Source organism: Castellaniella sp., assembly GCF_034007085.1.
GTDB lineage: Bacteria > Pseudomonadota > Gammaproteobacteria > Burkholderiales > Burkholderiaceae_B > Castellaniella.
The window spans coordinates 1-24020 of record NZ_JAVERO010000024.1; the positions used below are offsets into that span (position 1 = coordinate 1).

Here is a 24020-nt window from a genome sequence, read left to right on the forward strand (position 1 = left end):
CTGAAGATCCTGGACGATGTGCGCCGCCAACTGGGGGTGCCGGTGCTGACCGATGTGCACGAGACCGGCCAGGCCCGAGAGGTCGCGGCCGTGGTGGACGTGCTGCAGACACCGGCCTTTCTGTGCCGCCAGACGGATTTCATCCAGGCGTGCGCGGCCACGCTCAAGCCCGTCAACATCAAGAAAGGCCAGTTTCTGGCCCCGGAAGACATGCTCCAGGTCGTGGCCAAGGCGCGTGCGGCCGCCATCGAGGCCGGGGGCGATGGCCACAATATCCTGGTGTGCGAACGTGGCGCTTCCTTCGGCTACCATAATCTGGTATCCGACATGCGCGCGCTGGCGATCATGCGCAGCACCGACTGCCCGGTGGTCTTCGATGCCACCCATTCGGTCCAGCTGCCGGGCGGGCAGGGCACGCATTCCGGCGGCCAGCGTGAATTCGTGCCGGTGCTGGCGCGCGCGGCCGTGGCGGCGGGCGTGGCAGGGGTGTTCATGGAAACCCATCCGGACCCCGACCGGGCCTTGTCCGATGGCCCCAACGCGGTGCCGCTGGACCGGATGCGTGGCTTGCTGGAATGCCTGGTCGAACTGGATCGCTGCGTCAAGCAGTCCGGCGTGCTGCGGGACGGCGGCCTGTGAACCCGGCAAATAGTCACTATAAAGACCATTGCGTGTGATCGCCAGGGTCCCGGGGTAGACTGGCCCTGCGGGACTCCCGTTAAAATGGCGGAACCCCCTTTTTTACTTACCCCTCAACAGGCAGGACTGTCAGACCATGAGTGCAATCGTAGACATCATCGGACGCGAAATCCTCGATTCGCGCGGCAACCCTACTGTGGAATGCGACGTGTTGCTGGAATCGGGCGCCATGGGGCGTGCGGCCGTGCCGTCGGGCGCATCCACGGGCGCGCGCGAGGCCATCGAGCTGCGTGATGGCGACAAGTCCCGCTATCTGGGCAAGGGCGTGCTGCGTGCCGTCGAGCACGTCAATACGGAAATCACCGAGGCGCTGATGGGCCTGGATGCCCAGGAACAGACTTTCATCGACCGCACCCTGATTGATCTGGATGGCACCGAGGACAAGAGCCGTCTGGGCGCCAATGCGATCCTGGCCGCCAGCATGGCGGTGGCTCGTGCGGCTGCCGACGATGCCGGGCTGTCGCTGTATCGCTATTTCGGCGGCAGCGGGCCGATGCAGATGCCGGTGCCAATGATGAATGTCATCAACGGCGGCGCACACGCCAACAATACGCTGGATCTGCAGGAATTCATGATCCTGCCGGTGGGGGCGGCCAGTTTCCGCGAGGCCCTGCGCATGGGGGCCGAAGTCTTCCATGCCCTGAAAAAAATCATCGCTGCCGATGGCATGTCCACGGCGGTGGGCGACGAAGGTGGCTTTGCGCCCAACGTGGCCAACCACGAGGCGGCGATCGAACTGATTCTGAAGGCCATTGGCGAGGCCGGCTACGAGGCCGGTTCCCAGGTGGTGCTGGGGCTGGATTGCGCCAGTTCCGAATTCTACCGCGACGGTAAATATCACCTGGCCGGCGAAGGCGGCATTGCCTTGAGTTCCCAGGATTTTGCCAATCTGCTGGCGTCCTGGTGCGACAAATACCCCATCGTCAGCATCGAGGACGGCATGGCCGAGGACGATTGGGACGGCTGGAAGCTGCTGACCGAACAGCTGGGCCGCAAGGTCCAGCTGGTGGGCGATGATCTGTTCGTCACCAACACCCGGATTCTGCAGAAGGGCATCGAACAGGGGGTCGCCAATTCGATCCTCATCAAGATCAATCAGATCGGCACCCTGACGGAAACCTTCGCTGCCATTGAAATGGCCAAGCGCGCGGGCTATACGGCGGTGATCTCGCATCGTTCCGGTGAAACCGAGGACTCCACCATCGCCGACATCGCCGTGGCCACCAATGCCATGCAGATCAAGACCGGCTCGTTGTCGCGTTCCGACCGCATGGCAAAGTACAACCAGTTGCTGCGCATCGAGGAAGAGCTGGCCGAAGTCGCCGCCTATCCCGGCGTGTCGGCTTTCTACAATCTGCGCTGAGTCACGCGCCGCGCCCATGCGCCTGCTGAGCCTCGTCCTGCTGGCCCTGATCCTGGCGACACAATATCCATTGTGGTGGGGCCGGGGCGGCTGGCTCAGCCTGCGCGAACTGCAGGCGCAGGTGCAGGCGGAAACCGACAAAAACCAGGCGCTGACTGCACGCAACAATGCGCTGCAAGCCGAAGTCCAGGATCTCAAGACCGGGATTTCAGCGGTCGAGGAACGTGCCCGGGGCGAACTGAACATGATCCGCGAGGGTGAATACTTCGTTCAGGTGCTGCCCCGGCAGTAAGCCTGGTTCCGGGCCGATCGTTTCAGGGCGTCGGCTCGCAGGCAAGGTCTTGCGTACCGCTGTCGGGTTCCGTGATCGTTTCATCCCGCGCATGTCCCGAGCCGGCAGGATCGGGCGGTGCCGGCGCGTCCGTGGTGCCGGAATTCGGTGGCGGAATTGGTGCAGAGGGGCCGTCGGCAGACGAACCCTTGTCCGGATCAAATCCATCGGGCGGCCTGTGCGGATCGTGCTGCCCTGGGGGGATGGCCGTCCATCCAGTGCCAGTGGCCTTGCCGTGCGTCACCCGCCCGTCTTCCAGGTCCGGCCAGGCTGCTGGATGTGACTGCATGGCGATGGCCGCATGGCGGCGGAATGGCAGATAGCCTGCCGCCATCAGCCTGGCCTGGGTGGGATCCGTGGCCAGCGGGGCCAGGGTGCGCACGATGGCCGTCATGCCGGGCAGCAGGGGGCGGTGGGGCCACCAGAGTTCCAGGACCAGTGTGTTGGCTTCGTAGAGGGTCAGGCCGGATCGAGGACCGCGGCCGTCCGGCCAGCCCTGGGCCAGCCGGCGGGCATGTTGCTGGGCCTGATAGTCATTGCGGATGAGTGGTTGGCCGGGGTAGTGGCGAGGCCCCCGGAGATCCGGGTCGGCATGGTCCAGGAATGTCTCGGGGGTCGGCTGCGCGATGTGGATGTGCCAGGGCGTGCCCAGAGCGGCTTGGCGTTGGCGCAGTGCCCGGGCGCTGGCCCGGGAATCAGGGTAGACCATGCGCAGCCCGTGCTCGAAGGCCCTGGCGATGGTTTGCGGGCGGGCCTGGTGTGTGGCGCCGACGCGGGCGGCTTCCATCAGCGCCAGGCTGAGCGTCTGGCGCAGGCTGGCCCAATACGCGGCCTCGACCCCGCCCAGCCCCAAGGTCAGGACCGGGATGGCGGCCAGCAGAAAGCCTGCCATCCCCGCGCCTCGCTGATTGAGTCGGATAACGGGATAGGCGTGGCGGACTGCTGAATTGCGCAGTGATCTGGGGCGGCATGGACAGGGCATGCAGGCAGTATGCGCCCCTGCCGTCGGGCCGGGTAGTGTGGCAATTGCGCTGTGATCCGGATGTCCCGTCAGTGCACTGTGTCCGAACCTGGTGCCAGCGATGGGTCGATTGCGCAGGCGAATAGAGCGGTGCAGTCCTGGGCGTCGAAATCGTAGGGTTGGCCGCAGAAATTGCAGGTGATGTGTACGCAGCCCTGTTCGTTCAGGATGTCTTCGAGTTCACGATGTCCCAGTGTGCGCAGCATGCTGGCGACGCGTTCGCGGCTGCAGGGGCAGTGCCAGCGCACATCCTGTGCGGGAAAGGACAGCAGGTCGTCTTCCCAGAACAGGCGGCGGATCAGGGTGTCGGAGTCGGTCGCGCGCAGTTCATCGCGGTCCAACGTCCCGGCCAGGGTCGTGCAGTGCGTCCAGGTCGTGTCGGCGTGCCCGAACGGCCTGGGATCATCGGTCGCAGGGGATTCGTTCGGCATGCGCTGCAGCAGCAGTCCGGCGCAGGCATGGGCATCTGCCGCCAGCCAGAGCCGGGTGTCCAGTTGTTCGGAGTGCTTCATGTAGTGTTCCAGGACGGCGGCAATCGTGTCGCCTTCCAGGGGGACGATGCCCTGGTAGGCCGGGGTGCCGGCCTGGCGCCCAGCGGGATCCAGCATGACCATGAAGCGGCCCTGCCCGTCGGCATTGAGCAGATCCTGCAGGGTAGTCGTATCGGCCGGCAGGGCAGCGCCTTCGCGCAGGTGCGCCGTGGCGCGCAGGTCCAGTGCCGAGGTGCATTCGACCATGATGAGGTGTACGGGTCCGTTACCCTGCAGTTGCAGGACGACGGAGCCGTCGAATTTGATGTTGCCTGCCAGCAGGACGCTGGCCGCAGCCAGTTCGCCGAGCAGGCTGACGAGGAGGGGAGGCAGATCCTGGTGGGCCAGTCCCGTCTGCCAGGCCTGGGTCAGGTGCAGGGCCTGGATGCGGGTGCTGCGGTCGGTGGTCAGGTATTTTTTCAGTGTGTCGCTCATGCAGGGATTCCGGAGAGTGCGGCCAGGCGAGTCGAGGTTGCGGGATGAGTGGATTCAGGCGGCGGGGGCGGTATGCCGCAGATCGTGGAGTTCGGTGCCCAGCAGCCGGTCGTGCAGGAACTGGCCCTGGGGATCGATCCAGGTCCAGAGAAAAACCGAAAATGGAGCGCAGACGATCAGCAGATCGAACGAAGCCCAGCCCGTGGCGCGTGACAGTCCGGCGATCGCCAGGGCCGTGAGCAGCGGCAGGGGCCACAGCAGCACATAGCGCAGCAGCATGCGCATCCCCTTCAGGGGCTGGCTGTTGCGGTCCGTGACGCGGATGTTCCAGGTTTTCATGGGCAGGGTCTGGCCGCCGCGGTGCCAACTGGCCAGGAAATACAGGCCGATGGCCAGGAACAGAAAGGCCTGGCGGCCATGGCGCAGCATCAGGCCGCTGCGGCTTTGGGTCAGCGTGTCGAACAGATAGCCTGCCAGGAACACCACGCCAAAGAGCAGCACGCCTTCATACATCATGCAGGCAAAGCGGCGCAGGCGCGGCGGGGCGGTCGGGGTGGCCGGTGCGGGAACGGACATGGCGCGGCAAATGAATTCGAGAACTGCCCATTATCGCTGAAAACGAAACCGGACCGGGCCCAGGGGACGTCAGAAACGCAAAGGCCGCCCGATCGGGCGGCCCTGGCATCCGGCGGGAAGGCTCAGTGGGCAGTACTGACCGGATGGTTTGCACGGCCATGGGTGGACTTGAAGAAGCCGGCGATTTTCTGGAACAGGCGCTTCAGGGCACGATCCAGGGCGTATTCCTGCTGGGATTCGATGGCTTGTTGCAGCAGCTGGCGTTCCAGCGCGTCGGTCAGACGGATGTCGGTGTTCTGCGGGATCTTCATAGCAAGCCTCTTTGCTTGAAAAGAGCGTTTCGCTCGGGGTTAACCCTATTATAGGGAAAACCCTAGGTTCCATGCAAATATGAGGCTGGATCCTGTGCTGACCCGTTGCGCGACAAGCCCCGCCGCTCAGGGCGGGGAAGGATAGCGCGGACGGCGTAGCCGTCCTTGTTCTTGGGTTTCAGTGGGGTGTCTGCTGTTGTTCGATGTACTGGCGCACGATGGAAATCGGCGCACCGCCACAGGATGAGGCGAAGTAGGACGGCGACCACAGGACGCCCTTCCAGTAGCGTTTTTGGATGTCTGGCCGCTCCTTGCGTAGCAGGCGGCTGGACACGCCTTTGAGGCTGTTCACGAGGTTGGAGACGGCCACCTTTGGCGGATATTCCACCAACAGGTGGACATGATCGTCCTCGCCGTCCATCTCGATCAGTTGCGCCTCGAAGTCGGCGCAGGTCTTGGCGAAGATGGTACGTAGCCGGTTGATGGCATCGCCATCGAACACTCTGCGGCGGTATTTCGCCACAAAGACCAAATGGACGTGCATCTTAAAAACACAGTGTCGTCCTTTTCTAATATCATTGTCATCGCCCATAGACCAAGATTATGATTGAGGGATGCAACGACTTCAAGCCTTCAAATACGAACTGCGGCCAGACGGCCAGCAAGAGCGACAAATGCGCCGCTTCGCTGGCTCGTGCCGCTTCGTGTTCAACAAGGCGCTGGCGATGCAGAAGGAACGCTACGAGCGGGGGGAGAAGAAGCTGGGCTATGCGGGCCTGTGCAAGCGGCTCACCGAGTGGCGCAACAGCACAGAAACGGCATGGCTGGCCGATGCGCCCGTCCATCCGTTGCAACAGACGCTCAAGGATTTGGAGCGGGCCTACACCAACTTCTTCGCCAAGCGTGCGGACTTCCCGCGCTTCAAGAAGAAGGGCCAGTCGGATAGCTTCCGCTACCCCGACCCGAAACAGATCAAGCTCGATCAGGCCAACAGCCGCCTGTTCCTGCCCAAGCTGGGATGGCTACGCTACCGCAACAGCCGGGCCGTGCTGGGCACGGTGAAGAACATCACCGTGAGCCAGTCCTGCGGCAAGTGGTTCGTGAGCATCCAGACCGAGCGAGAGGTTGAGCAACCGCTGCCAAAAGGCGGCGCGGTCGGCATCGACATGGGCATTGCCCGATTCGCCACGCTCTCGGACGGCACGTTCTACGCGCCGCTCAACAGCTTCAAGCGGCATGAAACGGCCCTGCGCAAAGCGCAGCAGGCGATGAGCCGCAAAACCAAATTCAGCAACAACTGGAAGCAGGCGAAGGCCCGCGTCCAGCGCATTCACTCCCGCATCGGCAACGCCCGCCGCGACTACTTGCACAAGTGCTCCACCACGATCAGCCAAAACCACGCGATGGTGTGTATCGAGGACTTGCAGGTGCGGAACATGTCCAAGTCGGCGGCAGGCAGCACCGAGCAACCGGGAAAAAACGTTCGGGCCAAGTCGGGCCTGAACAAGTCCATCCTCGATCAAGGTTGGTTCGAGTTCCGCCGCCAACTGGACTACAAGTTGGCGTGGAACGGCGGGTATCTCATTGCCGTGCCGCCGCAGAACACCAGTCGTACCTGCCCATGCTGCGGCCATGTGTCGGCGGATAATCGTCAGACGCAGGCCAAGTTCAAGTGCGTGGCGTGCGGTTTCGAGGAAAACGCCGATCTGGTCGGCGCGATCAATATTCTAAGGGCGGGACACGCCCGGTTCGCCTGTGAAGTGAGCGGTGCGGTAATGCCGCCAGCAGCAGGAACCCACCGAAGCGACTCAGGAATGGCTCAATGCCGCGCCTGAGCGCCGTAGGAATCTCCGGCCTTCAGGTCGGGGAGGATGTCAATGTGGACGGTCCGGATGCGTCTGGCGTATGGGGATTGCCCGGCATCCGGGCGCATCCATGGAGTAGACTAGGTGCTGGATGCCACCCAACGAAGAGGCTGCTTTCATGGACCCCCTGCGCATTGTTTTCCTGGACCGGGATTCCTTGCCCGCGACGGAACATTTCATCGGCCCCAAAGCACCCCACGATCTGGTGCTGTATCCGCGCACCGCGCCCGAACAGGTGATCGAGCGCATCCGGGACGCCGACATCGTGATCGTCAACAAGGTCGTGCTGGCCGCCGATGCGATCGCCCAGGCTGCGCGCCTGCGCATGATCGCGGTCACCGCGACGGGCACCGACAATATCGATCTGGATGCCTGCGACCGGCGCGGCATCATCGTGTCCAACGTGCGCGACTACGCCATTCACGCCGTGCCGGAACATACCTTCGCCCTGATGCTGGCCTTGCAGCGCAACCTGCTGGCCTACCGCCAGTCGGTGCGTGATGGGCGCTGGCGGGCCAGTGGCCAGTTCTGCTATTTTGATTTTCCCGTGCGCGATCTGGCCGGATCGACCCTGGGCATCATCGGCCGGGGCGCCTTGGGCGAAGCCGTGGCCGAACTTGCCCGGGCCTTTGGCATGAAGGTCCAGTTTGCCGCGCGGCGGGATGCCGACGCGCCCACCAGCGACTATACGGATTTCAATCACGTTCTGCGCACCAGCGATGTGATCAGCCTGCATTGCCCGCTCAATGCCCAGACCCGGGGCATGATCGGCCCCCACGAATTTGCCTTGATGGAACGCAAGCCATTGCTCATCAACACCGCACGCGGCGGGTTGGTGGATGAATATGCGCTGGAACACGCCCTGCGGTCAGGCCAGATCAGCGGCGCAGGCTTTGACGTGGCGTCCCAGGAACCGCCCGCGTCGGATCACCCGTTGATGCGCCTGCTGGATCTCCCGAATTTCATCCTGACTCCGCACGTGGCCTGGTCCAGCGATGCGGCGATCCGGGCGTTGGTGCGCCAGGTAGGCGACAACATCGATGCATTTCTGCGAGACGACCCGCGCAACGTCGTTGCAGGCTACCGCACGGCGCGTTGATCTTTCAGAAACTTTTTCCCATGCCTGCCGACCGCCCCGAGCCCGTCCTGTCCCGCCCCCTGCGCATTGCCATCAACGGCTATGGCCGGATTGGCCGCTGTGTGCTACGCGCCCTGATGGAATCGCCGCATCGTCGCCACATGGACGTGGTCGCGATCAACGAACCGGCAGACCTGGAATCCATGGCCTATCTGACCCGCTTTGACTCGACCCACGGGGTCTTTCCCGGCGAGGTCCGGCTGATCGATGGCGGGCTGGAGATCGCTGGCCGGACGATCCCCGTGTTTCATGCCCGGAATCCGGCCGATGGCCCCTGGGACCGGCTGGAATTCGACCTGCTGCTGGAATGCTCGGGCGCCTTTGCCACGCGCGATCGCCTGCAGGCTTTTCTGGACGCCGGCTGCCCGCGCGTGCTGGTCTCGCATCCGGGCAAGAGCGCGGCGGACGTGGATTGCACCATTGTCCATGGCATCAACGACGGCGACTTGCGGGCCGATCAGCGCATCGTGTCGGCAGCCTCGTGCACGACCAACGCCGCCGTCCCGATCCTGGATCTGCTGGAACGCCGTCTGGGCGTGGAAAGCGCCTTTCTGACGACGCTGCATTCGGTGATGAATGACCAGCCCATGATCGACGGCTACCATCATGCCGATCTGCGCCGCACCCGTTCGGCCATGCAGTCGATCGTGCCGGTGGCCACCGGCCTGGCCCAGGGGATCGAACGGATGCTGCCCGGTCTGGCCGGTCGCATCCAGGCCAAGGCCGTGCGGGTGCCCATTCTCAATGTTTCGGCCATCGACCTGGCCGTCAACCTGCGCCAGGATACGTCGACCGCCATCCTGAATGCGCTCTTTTCCGAGGCCGCCCGGGCGCGTCCCGATCTGATTGCCTGCACCAGCCAGCCCCAGGCCTCGGTGGACTTCAATCACGATCCGCATTCAGTCGTCATCGACCTGGGACAGACCCGGGTCAACCAGCACCGCTTTGCCAACCTGATGATCTGGTTCGACAACGAATGGGGTTTCGCCAATCGGATGCTCGACGTGGCACGTGTCTGGGCGGGGCTGTTCCAGGACGCAGCCGTGCAGGCACACGCCCACCTTTCTTCTTCCGGAGCTTGACATCATGGCCGATACGCGGACCGAAACCGATTCCATGGGCGCCATCGAAGTGCCTGCTGCGCACTATTGGGGTGCGCAGACGCAGCGATCCATCCAGAATTTCCCGATCGGGGTGGCCCGGTTCCGCTGGCAGCCCCCTGTGATCCGCGCCCTGGGCATACTGAAAAAAGCTGCCGCCCAGGCCAATGCCGAACTGGGTGAATTGCCTGCCGACATCGGCAACCTGATCGTGCGTGCCGCCGAAGAGGTCATCGATGGCAAGCTCGATGGCGAATTCCCGCTGGTGGTGTTCCAGACCGGGTCGGGCACTCAGTCGAACATGAACGCCAATGAAGTCATTGCCAACCGGGCCATCGAACTGGCCGGCGGCCGGATCGGCTCCAAATCGCCGGTACACCCGAACGATCACGTCAATCGGGGCCAGTCGTCCAACGACACGTTTCCCACTGCCATGCACATCGCGGTGGCCGAAGAACTTTCCCGCCATTTCTTCCCCTCGGTCGGACGCCTGCGTGCCACGCTGGATGCCAAGGCCCAGGCCTTCCGGCACATCGTCAAGACGGGGCGCACTCATCTGCAGGATGCCACGCCGATCACGCTGGGCCAGGAAATCAGCGCCTGGGTGGCGCAGATCGACTTCGGTCTGGATGCCGTGCAATCGGCGCTGCCAGGCATCTACGACCTGGCGATCGGCGGCACGGCCGTGGGCACGGGCCTGAACGCCCACCCGCGCTTCGGGGCACTGGCCGCTGCCCGCATCGCCGATATCACCGGCCTGCCATTTCGCAGTGCCGAGAACAAGTTCTTTGCCCTGTCGGCTCATGATGCGCTGGTCAATCTGTCGGCGGCGCTGCGCACCCTGGCCGGTGCCTTGCTGAAGATCGCCAATGACGTGCGCTGGCTGGCCAGCGGGCCGCGCTGTGGTATCGGCGAACTGCTGATCCCGGAAAACGAACCCGGTTCATCCATCATGCCGGGCAAGGTCAACCCGACGCAATGCGAGGCCATGACCATGGTTTGCGCCCAGGTCTACGGCAACGATGCCACTGTGGCTTTCGCGGGGTCCCAGGGCAATTTCCAGCTGAATGTCTACAAGCCCGTCATGGTGCACAATGTCCTGGAAAGCATCGGCTTGCTGGCCGATGCCTGCCTGTCCTTCGATGCGCATTGCGCGCTTGGCATCGAGCCCAATCAGGCACGCATCGATGAAAACCTGGACAAGAACCTGATGCTGGTGACGGCACTGAACCGGCACATTGGCTATGACAAGGCCGCCGCCATCGCCAAGAAGGCCCACAAAGAACACAGCACCCTGCGCGCGGCGGCGCTGGCACTGGGCTTTCTGACCGATGCGCAGTACGATGAATGGATCGTCCCCCTGGACATGACACATCCCAGCCAAGGATGAGGCGGGACACGGAACAGTCCCTGCGGACTGTTCCGTGCCAGCCGAATCCGAGCCGCGTGCAAGCGGCGAGGTGGAGAGATGCTGCGGCTTGGAGATGTTCCGAACCCGAGCCGCAGGGCCGCAAAGCAGGACACCATGAAATCGCCCGTACAGATCAAGCGCGTTTACGAAGCACCATCGGACACCGACGGCCTGCGCGTGTTCATCGACCGCCTCTGGCCGCGCGGTGTGTCCAAGGACACTTTCCAGTACGATCTGTGGTGCAAGGATCTGGCGCCCAGCCCGGCGCTGCGCACCTGGTTCGGCCACAAGCCCGAACACTGGCAAGGTTTTCGCCGCGATTATGCGGCCGAACTGCGTGATGAACAAGCGCAGGCGCGCATGGGCGAAGTCTTCGCGGCAGCCAGGGGGCGGCGCATCACCCTGGTATTCGGCGCCAAGGATCCGGAACACAACCATGCCTTGATCCTGGCCGAGGCGATGAACGACTACGCCTTGCGCCACGCCATCGCCTGAGCGTGTTTCCGGCGCAGGGGCGCTGGCGCTCGATTCCGTCAACCTTTCCAGGAAGGAACATGCTGCTGGTCTATTTCGGTTCTCAGTCGGCCTGGGTGCTGGCGCTGCTGGGATTGATCCTGTTGCTGGCTGCGGTCATCGCCATTCGGGCGCATCGCGGTCGGATCCGGGGTGGCAACGAAGAACTGCCTGGCATGATCGGCGAGATCACCCAGGCGTCCGATGCCCGGGGCCGCGCCCGCGCCCTGGTGCGTGGTGAAATCTGGCAGGTGCGCGCGGATACGCCGCTGCGACTGGGCCAGACCGTGCGGGTCCGGGCCGAACAGGGCCTGATGCTCGAAGTTGAACCCGTCCCCGAGCGGGACCTTTCCCTGGGAGAACGCTCATGATGTTTCTGGAACTGGATTCAGGCCTTGGCCTGTTGGTACTGGTCTTCCTGATATTCGTGCTGTTCAAGCTGTTCCACATTCTGCGCGAATACGAGCGCGCCGTGATTTTCACGCTGGGCCGGTACACAGGCAGCAAGGGGCCTGGGCTGATCATCGTGATTCCTTTCCTGCAACAGGCAGTCCGTGTGGACATGCGTGTAGTGACGCTGGATATCCCGCCCCAGGACGTGATTTCACGCGACAACGTGTCGGTACAGGTCAATGCCGTGGTGTATTTCCGGGTGGTCGATCCCGGCAAGGCCATCATCCAGGTCGAACGCTATCTGGAAGCCACCAGCCAATTGGCGCAAACGACGCTGCGAGCGGTATTGGGCAAACACGAACTGGACGAGATGCTGGCCGAGCGTGAAAAGCTGAATCAGGACGTCCAGACGATCCTGGACGCCCAGACCGATGGCTGGGGCATCAAGGTCACCAATGTCGAGATCAAGGATATCGGCCTGAACGAGACCATGGTGCGGGCCATGGCGCGCCAGGCCGAGGCCGAACGCGATCGCCGCGCCAAGGTCATCCATGCCGAAGGCGAACGCCAGGCGGCTCAGGCGCTGGCCGATGCGGCCAGCACCCTGGCCCGGGAACCATCCGCCATGCAGCTGCGCTATCTGGAAACTCTGGCCCAGGTGGCAGGGGACAAGTCGTCTACCCTGGTGTTCCCGATTCCTATCGATTTGCTGGCCGGATTCATGGGGCCATCGCGTCCGCCTCGGCCAGCAGCTGACCAATGACGGCACCCGTCCGCAGGTCGTCCAATCGGCCGAAATGATGCAGGCGAACACAGCCCCGGGCATCCAGGATCACCAGCGATGGCGTGCCCTGCAGGCCCCAGGCCTGCATGGTCAGGGGAATCGGATTGCCGGCAGGGGAGGGCAGGTCGATCCCCACGGGAAAGCGGATCCGGTATTCGTGCAAAAAGGCGCGCAGCGCGGTTTCGCCCATGGCGGCATGGTGCTCGAAAACCGTGTGCAGGCCGATCACCTGGACACGCCCGGGCGGAAAGGATTCATGGATCGCCTTGGCCTGGGGCAGGCCATGGGCGACGCAACCCGGACACAGCATCTGGAAAGCATGTACGACCACCACGGATCCGCGCAAGGATTCCAGCGTGGGCGGGCCGTCGTGGACGTTCAGCCAAGTTGCGATTTCCCAGGGGGGAGGCAGTGCACCGTTGATCATGATCAGGCCCTGCGGTGAATAGGCTCGTCATCCATGATAGGACGGACGTACAATCGAAGAAAGATGCTGGCCCAGGAAAACCTACAATCCGTAGTGATAATCCCCTGAGCATGGGCCGGTCGTGTTGTAATGATGCGCCTTCGCTGTTTCCGGACATGCGGATGGCGAGGCAATGTGGGGCGCGCTCGTGCGGCGCCCAGCAGCAATTTTTCCCTGTCTGACGGAGACTCTCACATGAAACTGTCCGCTCTTGCCCTGAGCCTTTCCCTGCTGGCCCTGGGTCAGGTCGCCCATGCCGCGCCGGATTACGCTCAGGTCCAGGACATCCTGACCAAGAACGCCTGTCTGGCCTGCCATTCGGTCGACAAAAAAATCGTCGGCCCCGCCTATGTTGAGGTCGTGGCCAAGCACCAGGGGCAGGCGGATGCCGCCGCAGTCCTGGCCAAGCACATCAAGGAAGGCAGTACCGGCGTGTATGGTCCGATTCCGATGCCGCCCAACGTCGGCATCACGGATGCCGACCTCAAGACAGTGGTCGATTGGCTGGTGGCAGGCGCTCCGCACTGATCGCCCGGCGCGCTTGCGCAGACCCTGCGCGCGGCGTCGGCCGCCGCAGGGTTTTTTGATTTCCGGGCCCGGCGTGTGTGGCTGCTGCCGCCTGGGTTCGATCGAACTGGCCCGCGAACGCGGCCCATTCCCGGGGTTCCAGGCCGATGCCTATCTGGACAGCGGCTTCGCCCGGCGCCTGCCCGCAGACATCCGTGCCGCCATCGCGGAACACGGCATCCGCAACAGCCACCTGACCCGAGCCGCTTGCAAGCGGCGAGCAGTCAGAAACAGCGATAGAATGATTCCCCCGGCCCGAGGAGACCGGGGACCCGACCACTCGAACAAGAAGTGTCATGAATCATCAATACGACGTCCTGATCATCGGCAGCGGCCTGTCCGGCCTGACGGTGGCACTGCACCTGGCCGCCGACAAGAAAGTCGCCGTGCTCTCGAAAAAAGCCCTGCTGGACGGTGCCAGCAACTGGGCCCAGGGCGGTATCGCTGCGGTACTGGATTCCCAGGACAGCCACGACGAACATATCGCCGATACCCTGGTCGCTGGCGCTGGGTTGTGCGATACGGACGCTACACGCCACATCGTCGAACAGGGGCGCTCGGCAATCGACTGGCTGATCGAACTGGGGGTGCCCTTCACGCCCGATCAGGGCGCCGAACTGGGCTTTCACCTGACTCGCGAAGGCGGCCACAGCCAGCGGCGCATCATCCATGCCGCCGACGCCACAGGCCATCTGGTGCAGCTGACCCTGGAACAGCAGGTTCGCGCCCATCGCAACATCACCTTGCTGGAACACCATTCCGGGGTCGAACTCATCACCAGCCGCATCCTGTCCGCCGGACGCGCTGCTGCGGTTGCCCAGCCGGCCCGTTGCCTGGGGGCCTACGTCTATGACGAGCGCGCCGACCGCGTGCACACCATCCTGGCCTCCCAGGTCGTGCTGGCGACTGGCGGGGCCGGCAAGGTCTATCTGCACACCAGCAATCCGGACACATCGACGGGTGATGGCATTGCCATGGCCTGGCGCGCGGGCTGCCGCGTGGCCAACATGGAATTCATGCAATTCCATCCAACCTGCATGTACCATCCGCAGGCCAAGTCTTTCCTGATTTCCGAGGCTGTGCGCGGAGAGGGCGGGGTGTTGCGCCTGCCCGCCACGGCAGGCGCTCAGGCGGGCGAGCGATTCATGCAGTGGCATGACGAACGGCTGGAACTGGCCCCACGGGATGTCGTGGCGCGCGCCATCGATTTCGAAATCAAGAAACGCGGCCTGTCCCATGTGGATCTGGACATCAGCCACCGGCCGGCCGAATTCATCCGCGAGCATTTTCCGACCATTTACGCCCGTTGCCTGGAATTCGGCATCGACATGACCCGAGAACCGATCCCGGTCGTGCCCGCGATGCATTTCACCTGCGGCGGGGTCGTGATCGACATGAATGGCCGCACAGACATCCCGGGCCTCTACGCCGTGGGGGAAACCGCCTACACCGGCCTGCACGGCGCCAATCGCCTGGCCAGCAATTCCCTGCTGGAATGCCTGGTGATTGGCCGCAATGCTGCGCATGACATCGATGCCCAGCCTGATCCGGCGGCTTTGCCAGGGCGAGTCCCGGACTGGGACGACAGCCGGGCGCGTGACAGTTCCGAAGCCGTGCTGGTCACCCATGCCTGGGACGAAGTCCGCCGCCTGATGTCCAACTATGTCGGCATCGTGCGCACGCAAAAACGCCTGGAACGCGCGCGGCAGCGCATCAACCTGCTGGACCAGGAAATCGAATCGTATTACCAGGAACACCGGGTGACCAGCGATCTGCTGGAATGCCGCAACCTGATCCAGGTTGCGGCCCTGGTGGTAGCTGCCGCGCTGTCACGCAAGGAAAGTCGCGGGCTTCATTATTGTCAGGATTTCCCGTGGACGCTGCCGCGCGCCTTGCCCACGGTCATGACCCCAGAAGACGGGTTTCTTTGATCAGATGATTCTCAGAGAATAATCGATGGCCTGGATGTCCTTGGTCAGGCTGCCAATCGAAATCCGGTCCACTCCCGTCTGGGCGATGGCGCGCACGGTATCCAGGCGGATGCCGCCAGAGGCTTCCAGCAGCGCACGACCAGCATTCAGTGCGACGGCCTGAGCCAGATCGTCCAGGTTGAAGTTGTCCAGCAGGACCGATTCGGCCCCGGCTTCCAGTGCCTGCTGCAGTTCGTCCAGCGATTCGACCTCGATCTGGATCGGCGCATTGCCTGCCACGGCACGCGCCGCTTGCAGGGCCGCAGCAATGCCGCCTGCCGCCATGATGTGGTTTTCCTTGATCAGGACCCCGTCGTACAGCGCCAGGCGCTGATTTTGACCGCCGCCGACACGGACGGCGTATTTTTCTGCCAGGCGCAGGCCAGGCAATGTCTTGCGGGTGTCCAGGATGGCGGCACGCGTGCCGGCCGTCAGGTCCACGTAACGGCGGGTGGCTGTGGCGATGCCAGAGAGCAACTGCAGAAAATTCAAGGCGGTGCGCTCGGCGGTCAGCAGGGCACGGGCAGGGCCGTGCAGGCGGCAGACCACGGAACCAGCTTCCATCAGGTCGCCTTCGGCGTAGGCCCAGTCGAGCAGAATGCGCCCATCCACGCGGTGCATGACGGCCTCGAACCAGGGTGCGCCACACAGCACGGCCGGTTCCCGTACGATGACGCGGGCGGCCTCGGTCTGGTCTGCGGGGATCAACAGGCCGGTCAGGTCGCCCGAGCCGACGTCCTCGGCCAGGGCGCGCTCGATGTTGGCGTCGAAGGATGACTGCAGGGCCGCAGGGAAGGGGGCGTGCGGGTTGCGCAGGGTGGAAGGGGGCGTGGGGGACGGGCTCATGCCGGGCCGATTCCGGAAAACAGGGCCTGTTCCTGTGCCAGGTCCGGACCGGGCCGGGTGTTGCGGCGGCGCGCGGCGGCAAAATCCAGCATGCGGTCGATGCAGACCTTGGCCTGGCGGCCCAGCGTTGGATCCAGATGGATTTCGTGGGTGCCGAATTCGAGCGCATCGGCCACGCCCTTGAGCGAATTCATGGCCATCCAGGGGCAATGGGCGCAGCTTTTGCAGGTGGCGGATTCTCCGGCCGTAGGCGCGGCGAGAAAGGTTTTTTCGGGGGCCGCCAGCCGCATCTTGTGCAGCAACCCCTGGTCCGTCGCCACAATGAAGGTGGTGGCCGGCGATTCGGTCACCGCCGCCAGCAGCCGCGAGGTCGAACCCACCACGTCGGCCTGTTCCACGACAGCGGCGGGGGATTCCGGGTGCACCAGTACCAGAGCGTCCGGATGTTCCTTGCGCAGCAGATTCAGTTCGATGCCCTTGAATTCGTCATGTACGGTACAGGATCCCTGCCACAGCACCATGTCCGCGCCAGTTTCGCGCTGGATATAGGCGCCCAGGTGGCGATCCGGCGCCCAGAGAATTTTTTTGCCCTGGCGGTGCAGTTCGGCGACGATTTCCAGGCCGATCGATGACGTCACCATCCAGTCGGCCTGGGCTTTCACGGCCGCGCTGGTATTGGCGTACACCACCACCGTGCGGTCGGGATGCTGTGCCCGGAATGCGGCAAAGGCCACCGGGTCGCAGCCCAGGTCCAGAGAGCAGGTCGCGTCCAGATCGGGCATCAGAATGCGTTTTTCAGGCGACAGGATCTTGGCCGTTTCACCCATGAAACGCACGCCCGAGACGACCAGGGTATCGGCCTTGTGGTCGCGCCCGAAGCGCGCCATTTCCAGGGAATCCGAGACGCAGCCGCCGGTTTCTTCGGCCAGGTCCTGAATGTCGGCGTCTACGTAGTAATGGGCGACCAGTGCGGCGTTGCGGGATTTCAGCAGGCGGCGGATGCGGTCCTTCTGGAATTCGCGTTCCTGGGGGGACAACGGCGGATTGACCCGGGCCCAGGCCTCGGCCACCGTGTGGGTGCCAGCGGCCATGTCCGGGCGGTCGAATTCAACGATTCGGGTACCTGAAGGCATGATGATCGGGATTGCAGCGGATAAACAGAGGGAGTCAATCATCATACGACAAAGCGGCCGGTGCCGCCCGGTGTATAATTCGCGCCACCCGTCATCGGGGAGTAGCCGACTGGCGCCAGGATTCCCATCCATCGCGGATGGTCATGGTGCCCAGTGCCTGCGTCAACACACTTGGCCGTCCGGCCATGGCGCAGGCAGCCCGTCATCCGGGCCTGGCAAGACCGCTGACTGCGTTTCCCGCCGCAAGGGGCCGGCAGGGAAAACGTAGTCGCGTCAGCCCCCGGATCCCTCTTGCATGAATGCCTTTCTCGTTTCCACCGGCGTGGTTGCTCTGGGTGAAATCGGCGACAAGACCCAGTTGCTGGCGATGATGCTGGCCGCCCGCTACCATCGGCCTGCTCTGATCTGCCTGGGCGTGCTGATCGCCACCCTGGCCAATCATGCCCTGGCCGGCCTGGTCGGCCAATTGGCTGCCCAGTTGCTCGACCCCGGCGTGCTGCAATGGGTGCTGGGCATTTCCTTTCTGCTCATGGCCGGTTGGCTGCTGATCCCCGACACATTGGACGAAACCCCCAAGCCGATGCGCGGTCTGGGGGTGCTGGCGGCCACGATCACGCTGTTCTTTCTGGCAGAAATGGGGGACAAGACCCAGGTCGCCACGGTGGCCCTGGCGGCACGCTACGACAGCCTGATCGCGGTCGTGGGCGGCAGCACGCTGGGCATGATGCTGGCCAATGTGCCGGCGGTGTATCTCGGCGCCCGCGCTGCCGGCCGGTTGCCGGCCCGCCTGGTGCATGGCATTGCCGCCGCCCTGTTTGCCATCCTGGGCGGTGCGACGTTGCTGAACGCAGCCGACTGGGCATAGAAAGCCCGTGCGCTGATGCTTGCTCTGGGCCTGTTCGTGCTGACGCTGCTGCTGGTCATCTGGCAGCCGTTCGGCCTGGGCATCGGTTGGAGCGCCAGTCTGGGGGCCGCGCTGGCGCTGCTGGCCGGCGTCATCCGGCCGGCGGACATTCCGGTGGTCTGGGGCATTGTCTGGAATGCCACGGGCACCTTCGTTGCGGTCGTGATCATCAGCCTGCTGCTGGAATCTGCTGGATTCTTCGAATGGGCCGCCCTGCACGTGGCCCGGTGGGGCGGCGGCCGGGGAGGGCGCCTGTTCGTTCTGATGATCCTGCTGGGCGCAGCCATCAGCGCCCTGTTCAACAACGACGGCGCCGCGCTGATCCTGACGCCGATCGTCGTCGCCATGCTGGCGGCGCTGCGGTTTTCTCCCAAGGCCACGCTGGCCTTCGTCATGGCGGCGGGGTTCATTGCCGACACCGCCAGCCTGCCGCTGGTGGTGTCCAATCTGGTGAACATCGTCACGGCGGATTATTTCGACATCGGCTTCGTGCGCTACGCAGCTGTCATGACGCCGGTCGATCTGGCGGCCATCCTGGCCTCTCTGGTGGTTCTGGGGCTGGTGTTTTGGCGCACGATCCCGTCACACTACGACGTGCAGCGCTTGCCGGTGCCCGCCATGGCAGTCCGTGACCGGGCGACATTCCTGGCAGGGTGGGGCGTGCTGTTTTGGTTGCTGCTGGGTTTTTTCGTGCTTGAACCTCTAGGCGTCCCCGTCAGCGCGACTGCCGCAGTTGGCGCCCTGGCGCTGGCTTGCGTGGCCGCCCGGGGCGGGCGCATCCCGGTCCTGCGCCGCGTGCGCGGCGCACCCTGGCAGATCATCATATTCGCCCTGGGCATGTATCTGGTGGTCTACGGCCTGCGTCACGCTGGCTTGACCGTCTACCTGACGCAGATGCTGAACTGGCTGGCCGGGCAGGGAATCTGGATGGCCACCCTGGGCACGGGCCTGCTGAGCGCGGTTCTGTCATCGCTGATGAACAACTTGCCCGTGGTTCTGATCGGCGCGCTGTCGATCGAGGCGTCCCAGGCGCAGGGTGTGATGCGCGAGGCCATGATCTACGCGCACGTGATCGGCTGTGATCTGGGCCCCAAGCTGACGCCCATTGGCAGCCTGGCCACGTTGCTGTGGCTGCACGTGCTGCGCGGCCGGGACATCCGCATCGGATGGGGGCTGTATTGCCGGGTGGGTCTGTCATTGACCTTGCCGGTGCTGGCCGTCGCGCTGATGACGCTGGTGTGGCGGCTTGGCTGAGGCCGGAAGGCGTACCAGCCTGTCCTGTACCTGAACCTCATTAACTTTACATAATATACATTATGCGAATTAAAGATGGGGCTTGTTCTGTGAACGCATGCCGCGCCGATCACGGTAAGATGCCACTGTTTTCCCTGAACGGCCCTGCGCATGAACCCATCCACCCTGATCGGCATCGTTGCCAGCATCCTGATGCTGGCCATCGTCCTGTTCCTGACGGCCGAAGACCCAGGCCTGTTCGTCGATTGGCCGGGTCTGGGCATCGTGCTGATCGGGACGGCGGCGGCGACCTTCATTGCCTATCCTTTGCGCGAAGTCATGCGCATCTTCGGCTTGATCCGCAGCGTCGTGCACCACGAGCGCCTGGATGTCGACAAGGATCTGGAAGACCTGGTCGAAATCGCCCGCATCTGGATGCAAAGCGACATCCACGCCGTCGAACAGGCACTGGAACGGGTCTCCAGCCCCTTTCTGCGCAACGGCGTGCAATTCGTGATCGACAATGTGCCCGAACAGGACATCATGGATCTGCTGCAATGGCGCGTCGCCCGGATGAAAGCCAAGGAACACGCCGAGGCCCAGTTGTTTCGCGTCATGGCCGGGTTTGCACCCGCCTTCGGCATGGTGGGCACGCTGGTCGGACTGGTCAATCTGCTGTTCCTGCTGGGCGATGGCGACATCACGGCCATCGGACGGCAGATGGCCCTGGCACTGATGACGACGTTCTACGGCGTGTTGCTGGCCAACCTGGTGTTCAAGCCGATCGCCGTCAAGCTGGAACGCCGCACTGAACAGCGCCTGATCCTGATGAATACCCTGATGCAGGGCATTGCCATGATGAGCCAGAAGCGCAGTCCGGCTCTGATGCGGGAAACGCTGAAAGCCTTCATTGCGGAAATCCGCGATGAAATCCGCGATCTGGAACCGATTGCCGCCACGCCTGAGGCCAAGGAACCGGAGCCCTCATGAGGCGCGACGGATCTGCCGAACTGAACCCGGCCCAGGCATTTGCCCAGCGCATGCGGGCCATGGAGGCCGAACTGCGCCAGGCCCGGCAGGCGCTGCGGCGCGACCGCAAGCGCGCAGGCGGAGCCGATCGCTGGGGCCTGGGACAGACGGCAACGGAATCGTTGCATGAAGAAGGCTGGTTCATGACCTATCTGGACATGATGACCCTGCTGCTGGTCGCCATGATCGTCATGCTGGCGTTTTCCGGGTCCATCGGCAAGCGGATGGCCGTACCGGCTGCGCCGGCAGACGCCTCGCCGGCTGTTGCGCAGGCGCCGATTCCCGTGCCCGATGACATCGTGCCCTATTCTGCCGAAGATGCCGCGCTGGCGTTCAATGATCCGCCTCCGGACGAGCCCGAGCGTTCGCCATTGTTCGGGACGTTTCCGGATTTCGAGCCCCAGCCGGCGCCTGCGGGGATGACTGCACCGGATGGGGACGGGGCCCCTGCGATGCTGGCGCAGATTCCGCCGCCCGATGACATCGCGCCCTATTCCGCCGAAGACGCCGCGCTGGCGTTCAATGCCCCACCCGCCTCCGGACAGGCGGACCAGGATCAGGCTGCAGGAAATTCCCAGGCTGCGGGCACAGCCGTGGATGCGCCGTCCGAAGGCGCCGCGCTGGCGGCGTCCCTGCCGTTGGGCGAACTGGGCCACGATGTCGAGGTGATCGTCAACCAGCGTTCCATCAGTTTTCGCATCAACAGCGAGATCCTGTTCGACACGGGCCAGGCGGACCTCAGCCGCGAGGGCCTGGCCGTGTTGCAACGCATGGCCAAGGTGTTGTCGGACGCCGGCTACGACATTACGGTCGAAGGCCATACGGATGCCGTGCCGGTGCGCAGCAATGCCCGCTATCCATCCAACTGGGAACTGTCCAGCGCCCGGGCCGGCAGCGTGGTGCGCTACCTGCAGGCCAACGGCATCGACAAGGGCCGCCTGAAGGCAGTGGGCTATGCAGACGCCCGCCCCATTGCCGATAACCGTTCTGTGGATGGCCGCGCGCGCAACCGCCGGGTCGAACTGGTGGTCGAAAAACCGCCTGCGGCCCCGGACACGCACGTGGGCCCAGGCGCCCCCTGAATCGACGGCCAGGCCTCGCGCAGCGGGGTTCTTCAGTCGCGCGATAACGGCTTGCCGTCGAAGTCGAGCGTGACCAGCTGGCCATCCATCGGGCCCATGCCGGGCGCATTCAGGGGCATGCCGGGGGCGGCTGCGCCGCGCGTGGCTTTCGAGGCCAGCAGCTTGCGCACCGCCGCAGCGGGTACATGGCCTTCGATGATCTGACCGCTGGATTCCAGCCGTGCCGTGTGGCAGGACGCCAGTTCCATGGGTACGCCCAGGCGAGTCTTGACCGCCATCATGTCGGCCACGGGGACCTCGTGCACAGCGAAGCCTTCGGCACGCATGTGCTCGGCCCAGCCGTGGCAACAGCCGCAATTTGGATCCTGGTAGACGGTGATGGCCTCGCCCGCCTGGGCAGCGGCGGACAGGGAAATCCCCAGGGCGGCGGCCAGCAGGCCGCAGGTGAAAAATCGTTTCATGCGTCTCTCTCAAAATAGGAGCTCGGCTTGCAAAACAGCGCGGGCGGTGATGGCTTGGAGCGTGCAAAGGCGGTTTGGTTCAATGGCGGCGGGCTATGCCCTGGCTCAGATCTGCTCGAAACGCTCGTAATAGCGTTCCGTCCGGGTTTCCGTATGCGTCACCTGGGTGACTCGGGCGGCGGGTGGCCCCTGGAGCAGCCAGGACAGCATGCGATCGACGGCGGCATGGTCCCCCTGGATCAGGGCCTCGACCCGTCCATCGGGCAGATTGCGCACCCAGCCCCCCAGTTTGAGTTGATGCGCCTGGCGGACCGTCGCCGCACGAAAGCCGACGCCTTGCACGCGGCCCTCGACGAGGGCGGTCAGGGTTTCAAGGTCATGGTGTTCAGGCAGGGATTTCATACGCATGCTGGCTGGAATGCAATCGGGGAGCAGACCAGGGCTCAAAGGGGATCCTGGAAATTATTTGACCATATCCGCCGCTCGATCGCATGGGCAGCAGACTGCGGCGGATGGAGACACGCTTTTTCCATCGGGTCATAAAGACATAGCCTATTGGTCGTTCTCCCCTGGGTGGGCAAGCCCCTAGAATGAACCGCATTGTGCCATGGGGCGCCCCGCCCCAGGCTCCATTCGATCCATTCGAGGCCCTCATGAGCAACGCAACCATCCGCAAGCATCCTGTGGTGATCATCGGCGCAGGCACCGGTGGGACCACCGTCGCGGCCCAGCTTCGGCGCCAGGCGCCTGACCTGGATATCGCCATCATCGACCCGTCCAGCCATCACGATTACCAACCCGCCTGGACTCTGGTGGGTGGTGGCGCCTACCGGGCCGAGGACACGCGCCGTCCCCTGCACGACTGCCTGCCCGCAGGGGTGCGTCACATCGCGCAGCGCGTGACCGCCCTGCTGCCCGACGAGCATCAGGTGGCACTCGATGACGGCAGCCGCGTGGCCTATGATTACCTGGTGGTGGCCTCTGGCATCCAGATCGACTGGAACGCCATCGACGGTCTGGCCGATGCGCTGGGCAAACAAGGGGTGACCAGCAATTATCGTTATGACCTGGCCCCTTACACCTGGAAACTGGTCAGCCAGTTCCAGGGCGGCACGGCGATCTTCACGCAGCCGGCCGGCGCAGTGAAATGCCCAGGTGCACCGCAAAAGGCCCTGTACCTGGCCGCCGACCATTTCCGTCGCCGCGGGGTCAAGGCCGACAGTCTGCAGTTCCGCACGGCCGGCGCTGCGGTCTTCGGGGTGCCTTTCTACGCCCAGGCGCTGGACAAGGTGATGGCATCCTATGGGGCCCAGCCGCATTTCGGCCAGAATCTGGTCCAGGTGCGCGGCGAGGAAAAAATCGCCGTCTTTGAATCCGTGGTGGACGGTGAAAAGGTGCGCGAAGAACTGCACTATGACCTGCTGCACGTCGTGCCACCGCAAAGCGCTCCTGATTTCATTCGCCACAGTCCGCTGGCCGATGCTGGCGGCTGGCTGGAAGTGGACCGGCACACGCTGCGCCACACACGCTATCCCAACGTGTTCGGCCTGGGGGACTGCACCTCGACGCCCAACAGCAAGACGGCCGCAGCAATCAAAAGTCAGGCCCCGGTGTTGACGCTCAATCTGCTGAGTGCCTTGCGGGGTGCGGGCAATATTGAAAGCTACGACGGCTATGCCGCCTGCCCGCTGACGACTTCACGCGGCAAAGTCATGCTGGCCGAATTCACCTACGGCGGCACGATCACGCCCAGCTTTCCCTTTGATCCGCGCGTTCCGCGACGCTTCTATTGGTGGCTCAAGCGCAGTTTCATGCCCTGGTTCTATTGGAATATCCTGCTGAAAGGTCGCGGCCTGCCT

The 24020-nt window shown here is 64.0% G+C and carries 27 protein-coding genes and 1 riboswitch; of the genes, 17 read left to right on the forward strand and 10 right to left on the reverse strand.

Annotated elements, in window-relative coordinates; translation table 11 throughout:
* From kdsA to ftsB, 3 genes are all read left to right on the forward strand, one after another.
* On the forward strand, positions 1-639 hold a 639-nt coding region (gene kdsA, locus RBR29_RS03945; RefSeq protein ID WP_320347457.1), incomplete at its 5' end, for a 3-deoxy-8-phosphooctulonate synthase.
* 136 nt (positions 640-775) lie between these two features.
* A complete protein-coding gene (gene eno, locus RBR29_RS03950; RefSeq protein ID WP_320347459.1) occupies positions 776-2062 on the forward strand; it encodes a phosphopyruvate hydratase in 1287 nt (428 codons plus the stop codon).
* Between the two features lie 16 nt (positions 2063-2078).
* Complete coding sequence (gene ftsB, locus RBR29_RS03955; RefSeq protein WP_320347461.1) at positions 2079-2354, forward strand: cell division protein FtsB; 276 nt, start codon at positions 2079-2081, stop codon at positions 2352-2354.
* Between the two features lie 22 nt (positions 2355-2376).
* On the opposite strand, the gene RBR29_RS03960 is transcribed toward ftsB, so the two are convergent.
* The 5 genes from RBR29_RS03960 to tnpA form a co-directional block, all read right to left on the reverse strand.
* Positions 2377-3285 (reverse strand): hypothetical protein, encoded by a 909-nt coding sequence (locus tag RBR29_RS03960; protein WP_320347463.1) that lies wholly within the window; start codon positions 3283-3285, stop codon positions 2377-2379.
* 158 nt (positions 3286-3443) lie between these two features.
* Positions 3444-4379 (reverse strand): Hsp33 family molecular chaperone HslO, encoded by a 936-nt coding sequence (locus tag RBR29_RS03965; protein WP_320347464.1) that lies wholly within the window; start codon positions 4377-4379, stop codon positions 3444-3446.
* 54 nt (positions 4380-4433) lie between these two features.
* On the reverse strand, positions 4434-4955 hold the full coding sequence (locus RBR29_RS03970; protein ID WP_320347466.1) for an RDD family protein: 522 nt from the start codon (positions 4953-4955) through the stop codon (positions 4434-4436).
* A 122-nt stretch (positions 4956-5077) separates the two neighbouring features.
* The gene (locus RBR29_RS03975) at positions 5078-5266 is read right to left on the reverse strand and encodes a hypothetical protein (RefSeq protein WP_320347469.1); all 189 of its coding nucleotides are present in this window, start codon (positions 5264-5266) and stop codon (positions 5078-5080) included.
* 178 nt (positions 5267-5444) lie between these two features.
* Positions 5445-5858: an IS200/IS605 family transposase gene (gene tnpA, locus RBR29_RS03980; protein ID WP_320347471.1), complete on the reverse strand. Its 414-nt coding sequence runs from the start codon at positions 5856-5858 to the stop codon at positions 5445-5447.
* 22 nt (positions 5859-5880) lie between these two features.
* Here tnpA and RBR29_RS03985 point away from each other — a divergent pair, with 22 nt between their 5' ends.
* The 7 genes from RBR29_RS03985 to RBR29_RS04015 all read left to right on the forward strand — a co-directional run bounded on the left by RBR29_RS03985 (position 5881) and on the right by RBR29_RS04015 (position 12449).
* Positions 5881-7101, forward strand: a complete 1221-nt coding sequence (locus RBR29_RS03985) for a transposase (RefSeq protein ID WP_320347473.1) — start codon at positions 5881-5883, stop codon at positions 7099-7101.
* Between the two features lie 121 nt (positions 7102-7222).
* Complete coding sequence (locus tag RBR29_RS03990; protein ID WP_320347475.1) at positions 7223-8230, forward strand: D-2-hydroxyacid dehydrogenase; 1008 nt, start codon at positions 7223-7225, stop codon at positions 8228-8230.
* A 20-nt stretch (positions 8231-8250) separates the two neighbouring features.
* Positions 8251-9351: a glyceraldehyde 3-phosphate dehydrogenase NAD-binding domain-containing protein gene (locus tag RBR29_RS03995; RefSeq protein ID WP_320347477.1), complete on the forward strand. Its 1101-nt coding sequence runs from the start codon at positions 8251-8253 to the stop codon at positions 9349-9351.
* Between the two features lie 4 nt (positions 9352-9355).
* Positions 9356-10759 carry a class II fumarate hydratase gene (fumC, locus tag RBR29_RS04000; RefSeq protein WP_320347479.1) on the forward strand — a complete coding sequence of 468 codons (1404 nt, stop codon included), beginning with the start codon at positions 9356-9358 and terminating at the stop codon, positions 10757-10759.
* 135 nt (positions 10760-10894) lie between these two features.
* Positions 10895-11275, forward strand: a complete 381-nt coding sequence (locus RBR29_RS04005; RefSeq protein WP_320347481.1) for a DUF488 family protein — start codon at positions 10895-10897, stop codon at positions 11273-11275.
* A gap of 59 nt (positions 11276-11334) precedes the next feature.
* Positions 11335-11664, forward strand: a complete 330-nt coding sequence (locus RBR29_RS04010) for an NfeD family protein (protein WP_320347483.1) — start codon at positions 11335-11337, stop codon at positions 11662-11664.
* A complete protein-coding gene (locus RBR29_RS04015; RefSeq protein WP_320347507.1) occupies positions 11664-12449 on the forward strand; it encodes a slipin family protein in 786 nt (261 codons plus the stop codon). The genes RBR29_RS04010 and RBR29_RS04015 overlap by 1 nt, the downstream gene beginning before the upstream one ends.
* On the opposite strand, the gene RBR29_RS04020 is transcribed toward RBR29_RS04015, so the two are convergent.
* Entirely contained in the window at positions 12406-12897 is a 492-nt protein-coding gene (locus RBR29_RS04020) for a TlpA family protein disulfide reductase (RefSeq protein WP_320347485.1), read from the reverse strand. The genes RBR29_RS04015 and RBR29_RS04020 overlap by 44 nt on opposite strands.
* Before the next feature lie 234 nt (positions 12898-13131).
* Here RBR29_RS04020 and RBR29_RS04025 point away from each other — a divergent pair, with 234 nt between their 5' ends.
* Both RBR29_RS04025 and nadB read left to right on the forward strand, forming a co-directional pair.
* Positions 13132-13464: a c-type cytochrome gene (locus RBR29_RS04025; RefSeq protein ID WP_320347487.1), complete on the forward strand. Its 333-nt coding sequence runs from the start codon at positions 13132-13134 to the stop codon at positions 13462-13464.
* 335 nt (positions 13465-13799) lie between these two features.
* Positions 13800-15434 carry an L-aspartate oxidase gene (gene nadB, locus RBR29_RS04030; protein WP_320347489.1) on the forward strand — a complete coding sequence of 545 codons (1635 nt, stop codon included), beginning with the start codon at positions 13800-13802 and terminating at the stop codon, positions 15432-15434.
* Here nadB and nadC read toward each other — a convergent pair whose 3' ends face one another.
* Positions 15435-16319 carry a carboxylating nicotinate-nucleotide diphosphorylase gene (gene nadC / locus RBR29_RS04035; RefSeq protein ID WP_320347491.1) on the reverse strand — a complete coding sequence of 295 codons (885 nt, stop codon included), beginning with the start codon at positions 16317-16319 and terminating at the stop codon, positions 15435-15437.
* Entirely contained in the window at positions 16316-17452 is a 1137-nt protein-coding gene (gene nadA, locus RBR29_RS04040) for a quinolinate synthase NadA (RefSeq protein WP_320347493.1), read from the reverse strand. The genes nadC and nadA overlap by 4 nt, the downstream gene beginning before the upstream one ends.
* A gap of 84 nt (positions 17453-17536) precedes the next feature.
* Positions 17537-17665: riboswitch (yybP-ykoY riboswitch) on the forward strand.
* Positions 17666-17747: 82 nt separating this feature from the next.
* Here nadA and RBR29_RS04045 point away from each other — a divergent pair.
* From RBR29_RS04045 to RBR29_RS04060, 4 genes are all read left to right on the forward strand, one after another.
* Positions 17748-18317, forward strand: coding sequence for a TMEM165/GDT1 family protein (locus RBR29_RS04045; RefSeq protein WP_320347495.1), 570 nt, complete (start codon positions 17748-17750; stop codon positions 18315-18317).
* 12 nt (positions 18318-18329) lie between these two features.
* The gene (locus RBR29_RS04050) at positions 18330-19610 is read left to right on the forward strand and encodes an arsenic transporter (protein WP_320347509.1); all 1281 of its coding nucleotides are present in this window, start codon (positions 18330-18332) and stop codon (positions 19608-19610) included.
* 150 nt (positions 19611-19760) lie between these two features.
* Complete coding sequence (locus RBR29_RS04055; protein ID WP_320347497.1) at positions 19761-20579, forward strand: MotA/TolQ/ExbB proton channel family protein; 819 nt, start codon at positions 19761-19763, stop codon at positions 20577-20579.
* Positions 20576-21700, forward strand: a complete 1125-nt coding sequence (locus tag RBR29_RS04060; protein ID WP_320347499.1) for an OmpA family protein — start codon at positions 20576-20578, stop codon at positions 21698-21700. The genes RBR29_RS04055 and RBR29_RS04060 overlap by 4 nt, the downstream gene beginning before the upstream one ends.
* 32 nt (positions 21701-21732) lie before the next feature.
* Here RBR29_RS04060 and RBR29_RS04065 read toward each other — a convergent pair whose 3' ends face one another.
* Both RBR29_RS04065 and RBR29_RS04070 read right to left on the reverse strand, forming a co-directional pair.
* Complete coding sequence (locus RBR29_RS04065) at positions 21733-22161, reverse strand: DUF411 domain-containing protein (protein WP_320347501.1); 429 nt, start codon at positions 22159-22161, stop codon at positions 21733-21735.
* 105 nt (positions 22162-22266) lie between these two features.
* A complete protein-coding gene (locus RBR29_RS04070) occupies positions 22267-22563 on the reverse strand; it encodes an acylphosphatase (RefSeq protein ID WP_320347503.1) in 297 nt (98 codons plus the stop codon).
* Positions 22564-22814: 251 nt separating this feature from the next.
* Between RBR29_RS04070 and RBR29_RS04075 the strand changes: the two genes are divergently transcribed.
* The coding region (locus RBR29_RS04075) for an FAD/NAD(P)-binding oxidoreductase (protein WP_320347505.1) at positions 22815-24020 on the forward strand (1206 nt) is incomplete at its 3' end.

What these genes read in the sequence shown, in the direction of transcription:
- eno (WP_320347459.1), top strand. Translation starts at nt 776, where the DNA reads ATGAGTGCAATCGTAGACATCATCGGACGCGAAATCCTCGATTCGCGC.
- ftsB (WP_320347461.1), top strand. Translation starts at nt 2,079, where the DNA reads ATGCGCCTGCTGAGCCTCGTCCTGCTGGCCCTGATCCTGGCGACACAA.
- RBR29_RS03960 (WP_320347463.1), bottom strand. Translation starts at nt 3,285, where the DNA reads ATGGCAGGCTTTCTGCTGGCCGCCATCCCGGTCCTGACCTTGGGGCTG.
- RBR29_RS03965 (WP_320347464.1), bottom strand. Translation starts at nt 4,379, where the DNA reads ATGAGCGACACACTGAAAAAATACCTGACCACCGACCGCAGCACCCGC.
- RBR29_RS03970 (WP_320347466.1), bottom strand. Translation starts at nt 4,955, where the DNA reads ATGTCCGTTCCCGCACCGGCCACCCCGACCGCCCCGCCGCGCCTGCGC.
- RBR29_RS03975 (WP_320347469.1), bottom strand. Translation starts at nt 5,266, where the DNA reads ATGAAGATCCCGCAGAACACCGACATCCGTCTGACCGACGCGCTGGAA.
- tnpA (WP_320347471.1), bottom strand. Translation starts at nt 5,858, where the DNA reads ATGGGCGATGACAATGATATTAGAAAAGGACGACACTGTGTTTTTAAG.
- RBR29_RS03985 (WP_320347473.1), top strand. Translation starts at nt 5,881, where the DNA reads ATGCAACGACTTCAAGCCTTCAAATACGAACTGCGGCCAGACGGCCAG.
- RBR29_RS03990 (WP_320347475.1), top strand. Translation starts at nt 7,223, where the DNA reads ATGCCACCCAACGAAGAGGCTGCTTTCATGGACCCCCTGCGCATTGTT.
- RBR29_RS03995 (WP_320347477.1), top strand. Translation starts at nt 8,251, where the DNA reads ATGCCTGCCGACCGCCCCGAGCCCGTCCTGTCCCGCCCCCTGCGCATT.
- fumC (WP_320347479.1), top strand. Translation starts at nt 9,356, where the DNA reads ATGGCCGATACGCGGACCGAAACCGATTCCATGGGCGCCATCGAAGTG.
- RBR29_RS04005 (WP_320347481.1), top strand. Translation starts at nt 10,895, where the DNA reads ATGAAATCGCCCGTACAGATCAAGCGCGTTTACGAAGCACCATCGGAC.
- RBR29_RS04010 (WP_320347483.1), top strand. Translation starts at nt 11,335, where the DNA reads ATGCTGCTGGTCTATTTCGGTTCTCAGTCGGCCTGGGTGCTGGCGCTG.
- RBR29_RS04015 (WP_320347507.1), top strand. Translation starts at nt 11,664, where the DNA reads ATGTTTCTGGAACTGGATTCAGGCCTTGGCCTGTTGGTACTGGTCTTC.
- RBR29_RS04020 (WP_320347485.1), bottom strand. Translation starts at nt 12,897, where the DNA reads ATGATCAACGGTGCACTGCCTCCCCCCTGGGAAATCGCAACTTGGCTG.
- RBR29_RS04025 (WP_320347487.1), top strand. Translation starts at nt 13,132, where the DNA reads ATGAAACTGTCCGCTCTTGCCCTGAGCCTTTCCCTGCTGGCCCTGGGT.
- nadB (WP_320347489.1), top strand. Translation starts at nt 13,800, where the DNA reads ATGAATCATCAATACGACGTCCTGATCATCGGCAGCGGCCTGTCCGGC.
- nadC (WP_320347491.1), bottom strand. Translation starts at nt 16,319, where the DNA reads ATGAGCCCGTCCCCCACGCCCCCTTCCACCCTGCGCAACCCGCACGCC.
- nadA (WP_320347493.1), bottom strand. Translation starts at nt 17,452, where the DNA reads ATGCCTTCAGGTACCCGAATCGTTGAATTCGACCGCCCGGACATGGCC.
- RBR29_RS04045 (WP_320347495.1), top strand. Translation starts at nt 17,748, where the DNA reads ATGAATGCCTTTCTCGTTTCCACCGGCGTGGTTGCTCTGGGTGAAATC.
- RBR29_RS04055 (WP_320347497.1), top strand. Translation starts at nt 19,761, where the DNA reads ATGAACCCATCCACCCTGATCGGCATCGTTGCCAGCATCCTGATGCTG.
- RBR29_RS04060 (WP_320347499.1), top strand. Translation starts at nt 20,576, where the DNA reads ATGAGGCGCGACGGATCTGCCGAACTGAACCCGGCCCAGGCATTTGCC.
- RBR29_RS04065 (WP_320347501.1), bottom strand. Translation starts at nt 22,161, where the DNA reads ATGAAACGATTTTTCACCTGCGGCCTGCTGGCCGCCGCCCTGGGGATT.
- RBR29_RS04070 (WP_320347503.1), bottom strand. Translation starts at nt 22,563, where the DNA reads ATGAAATCCCTGCCTGAACACCATGACCTTGAAACCCTGACCGCCCTC.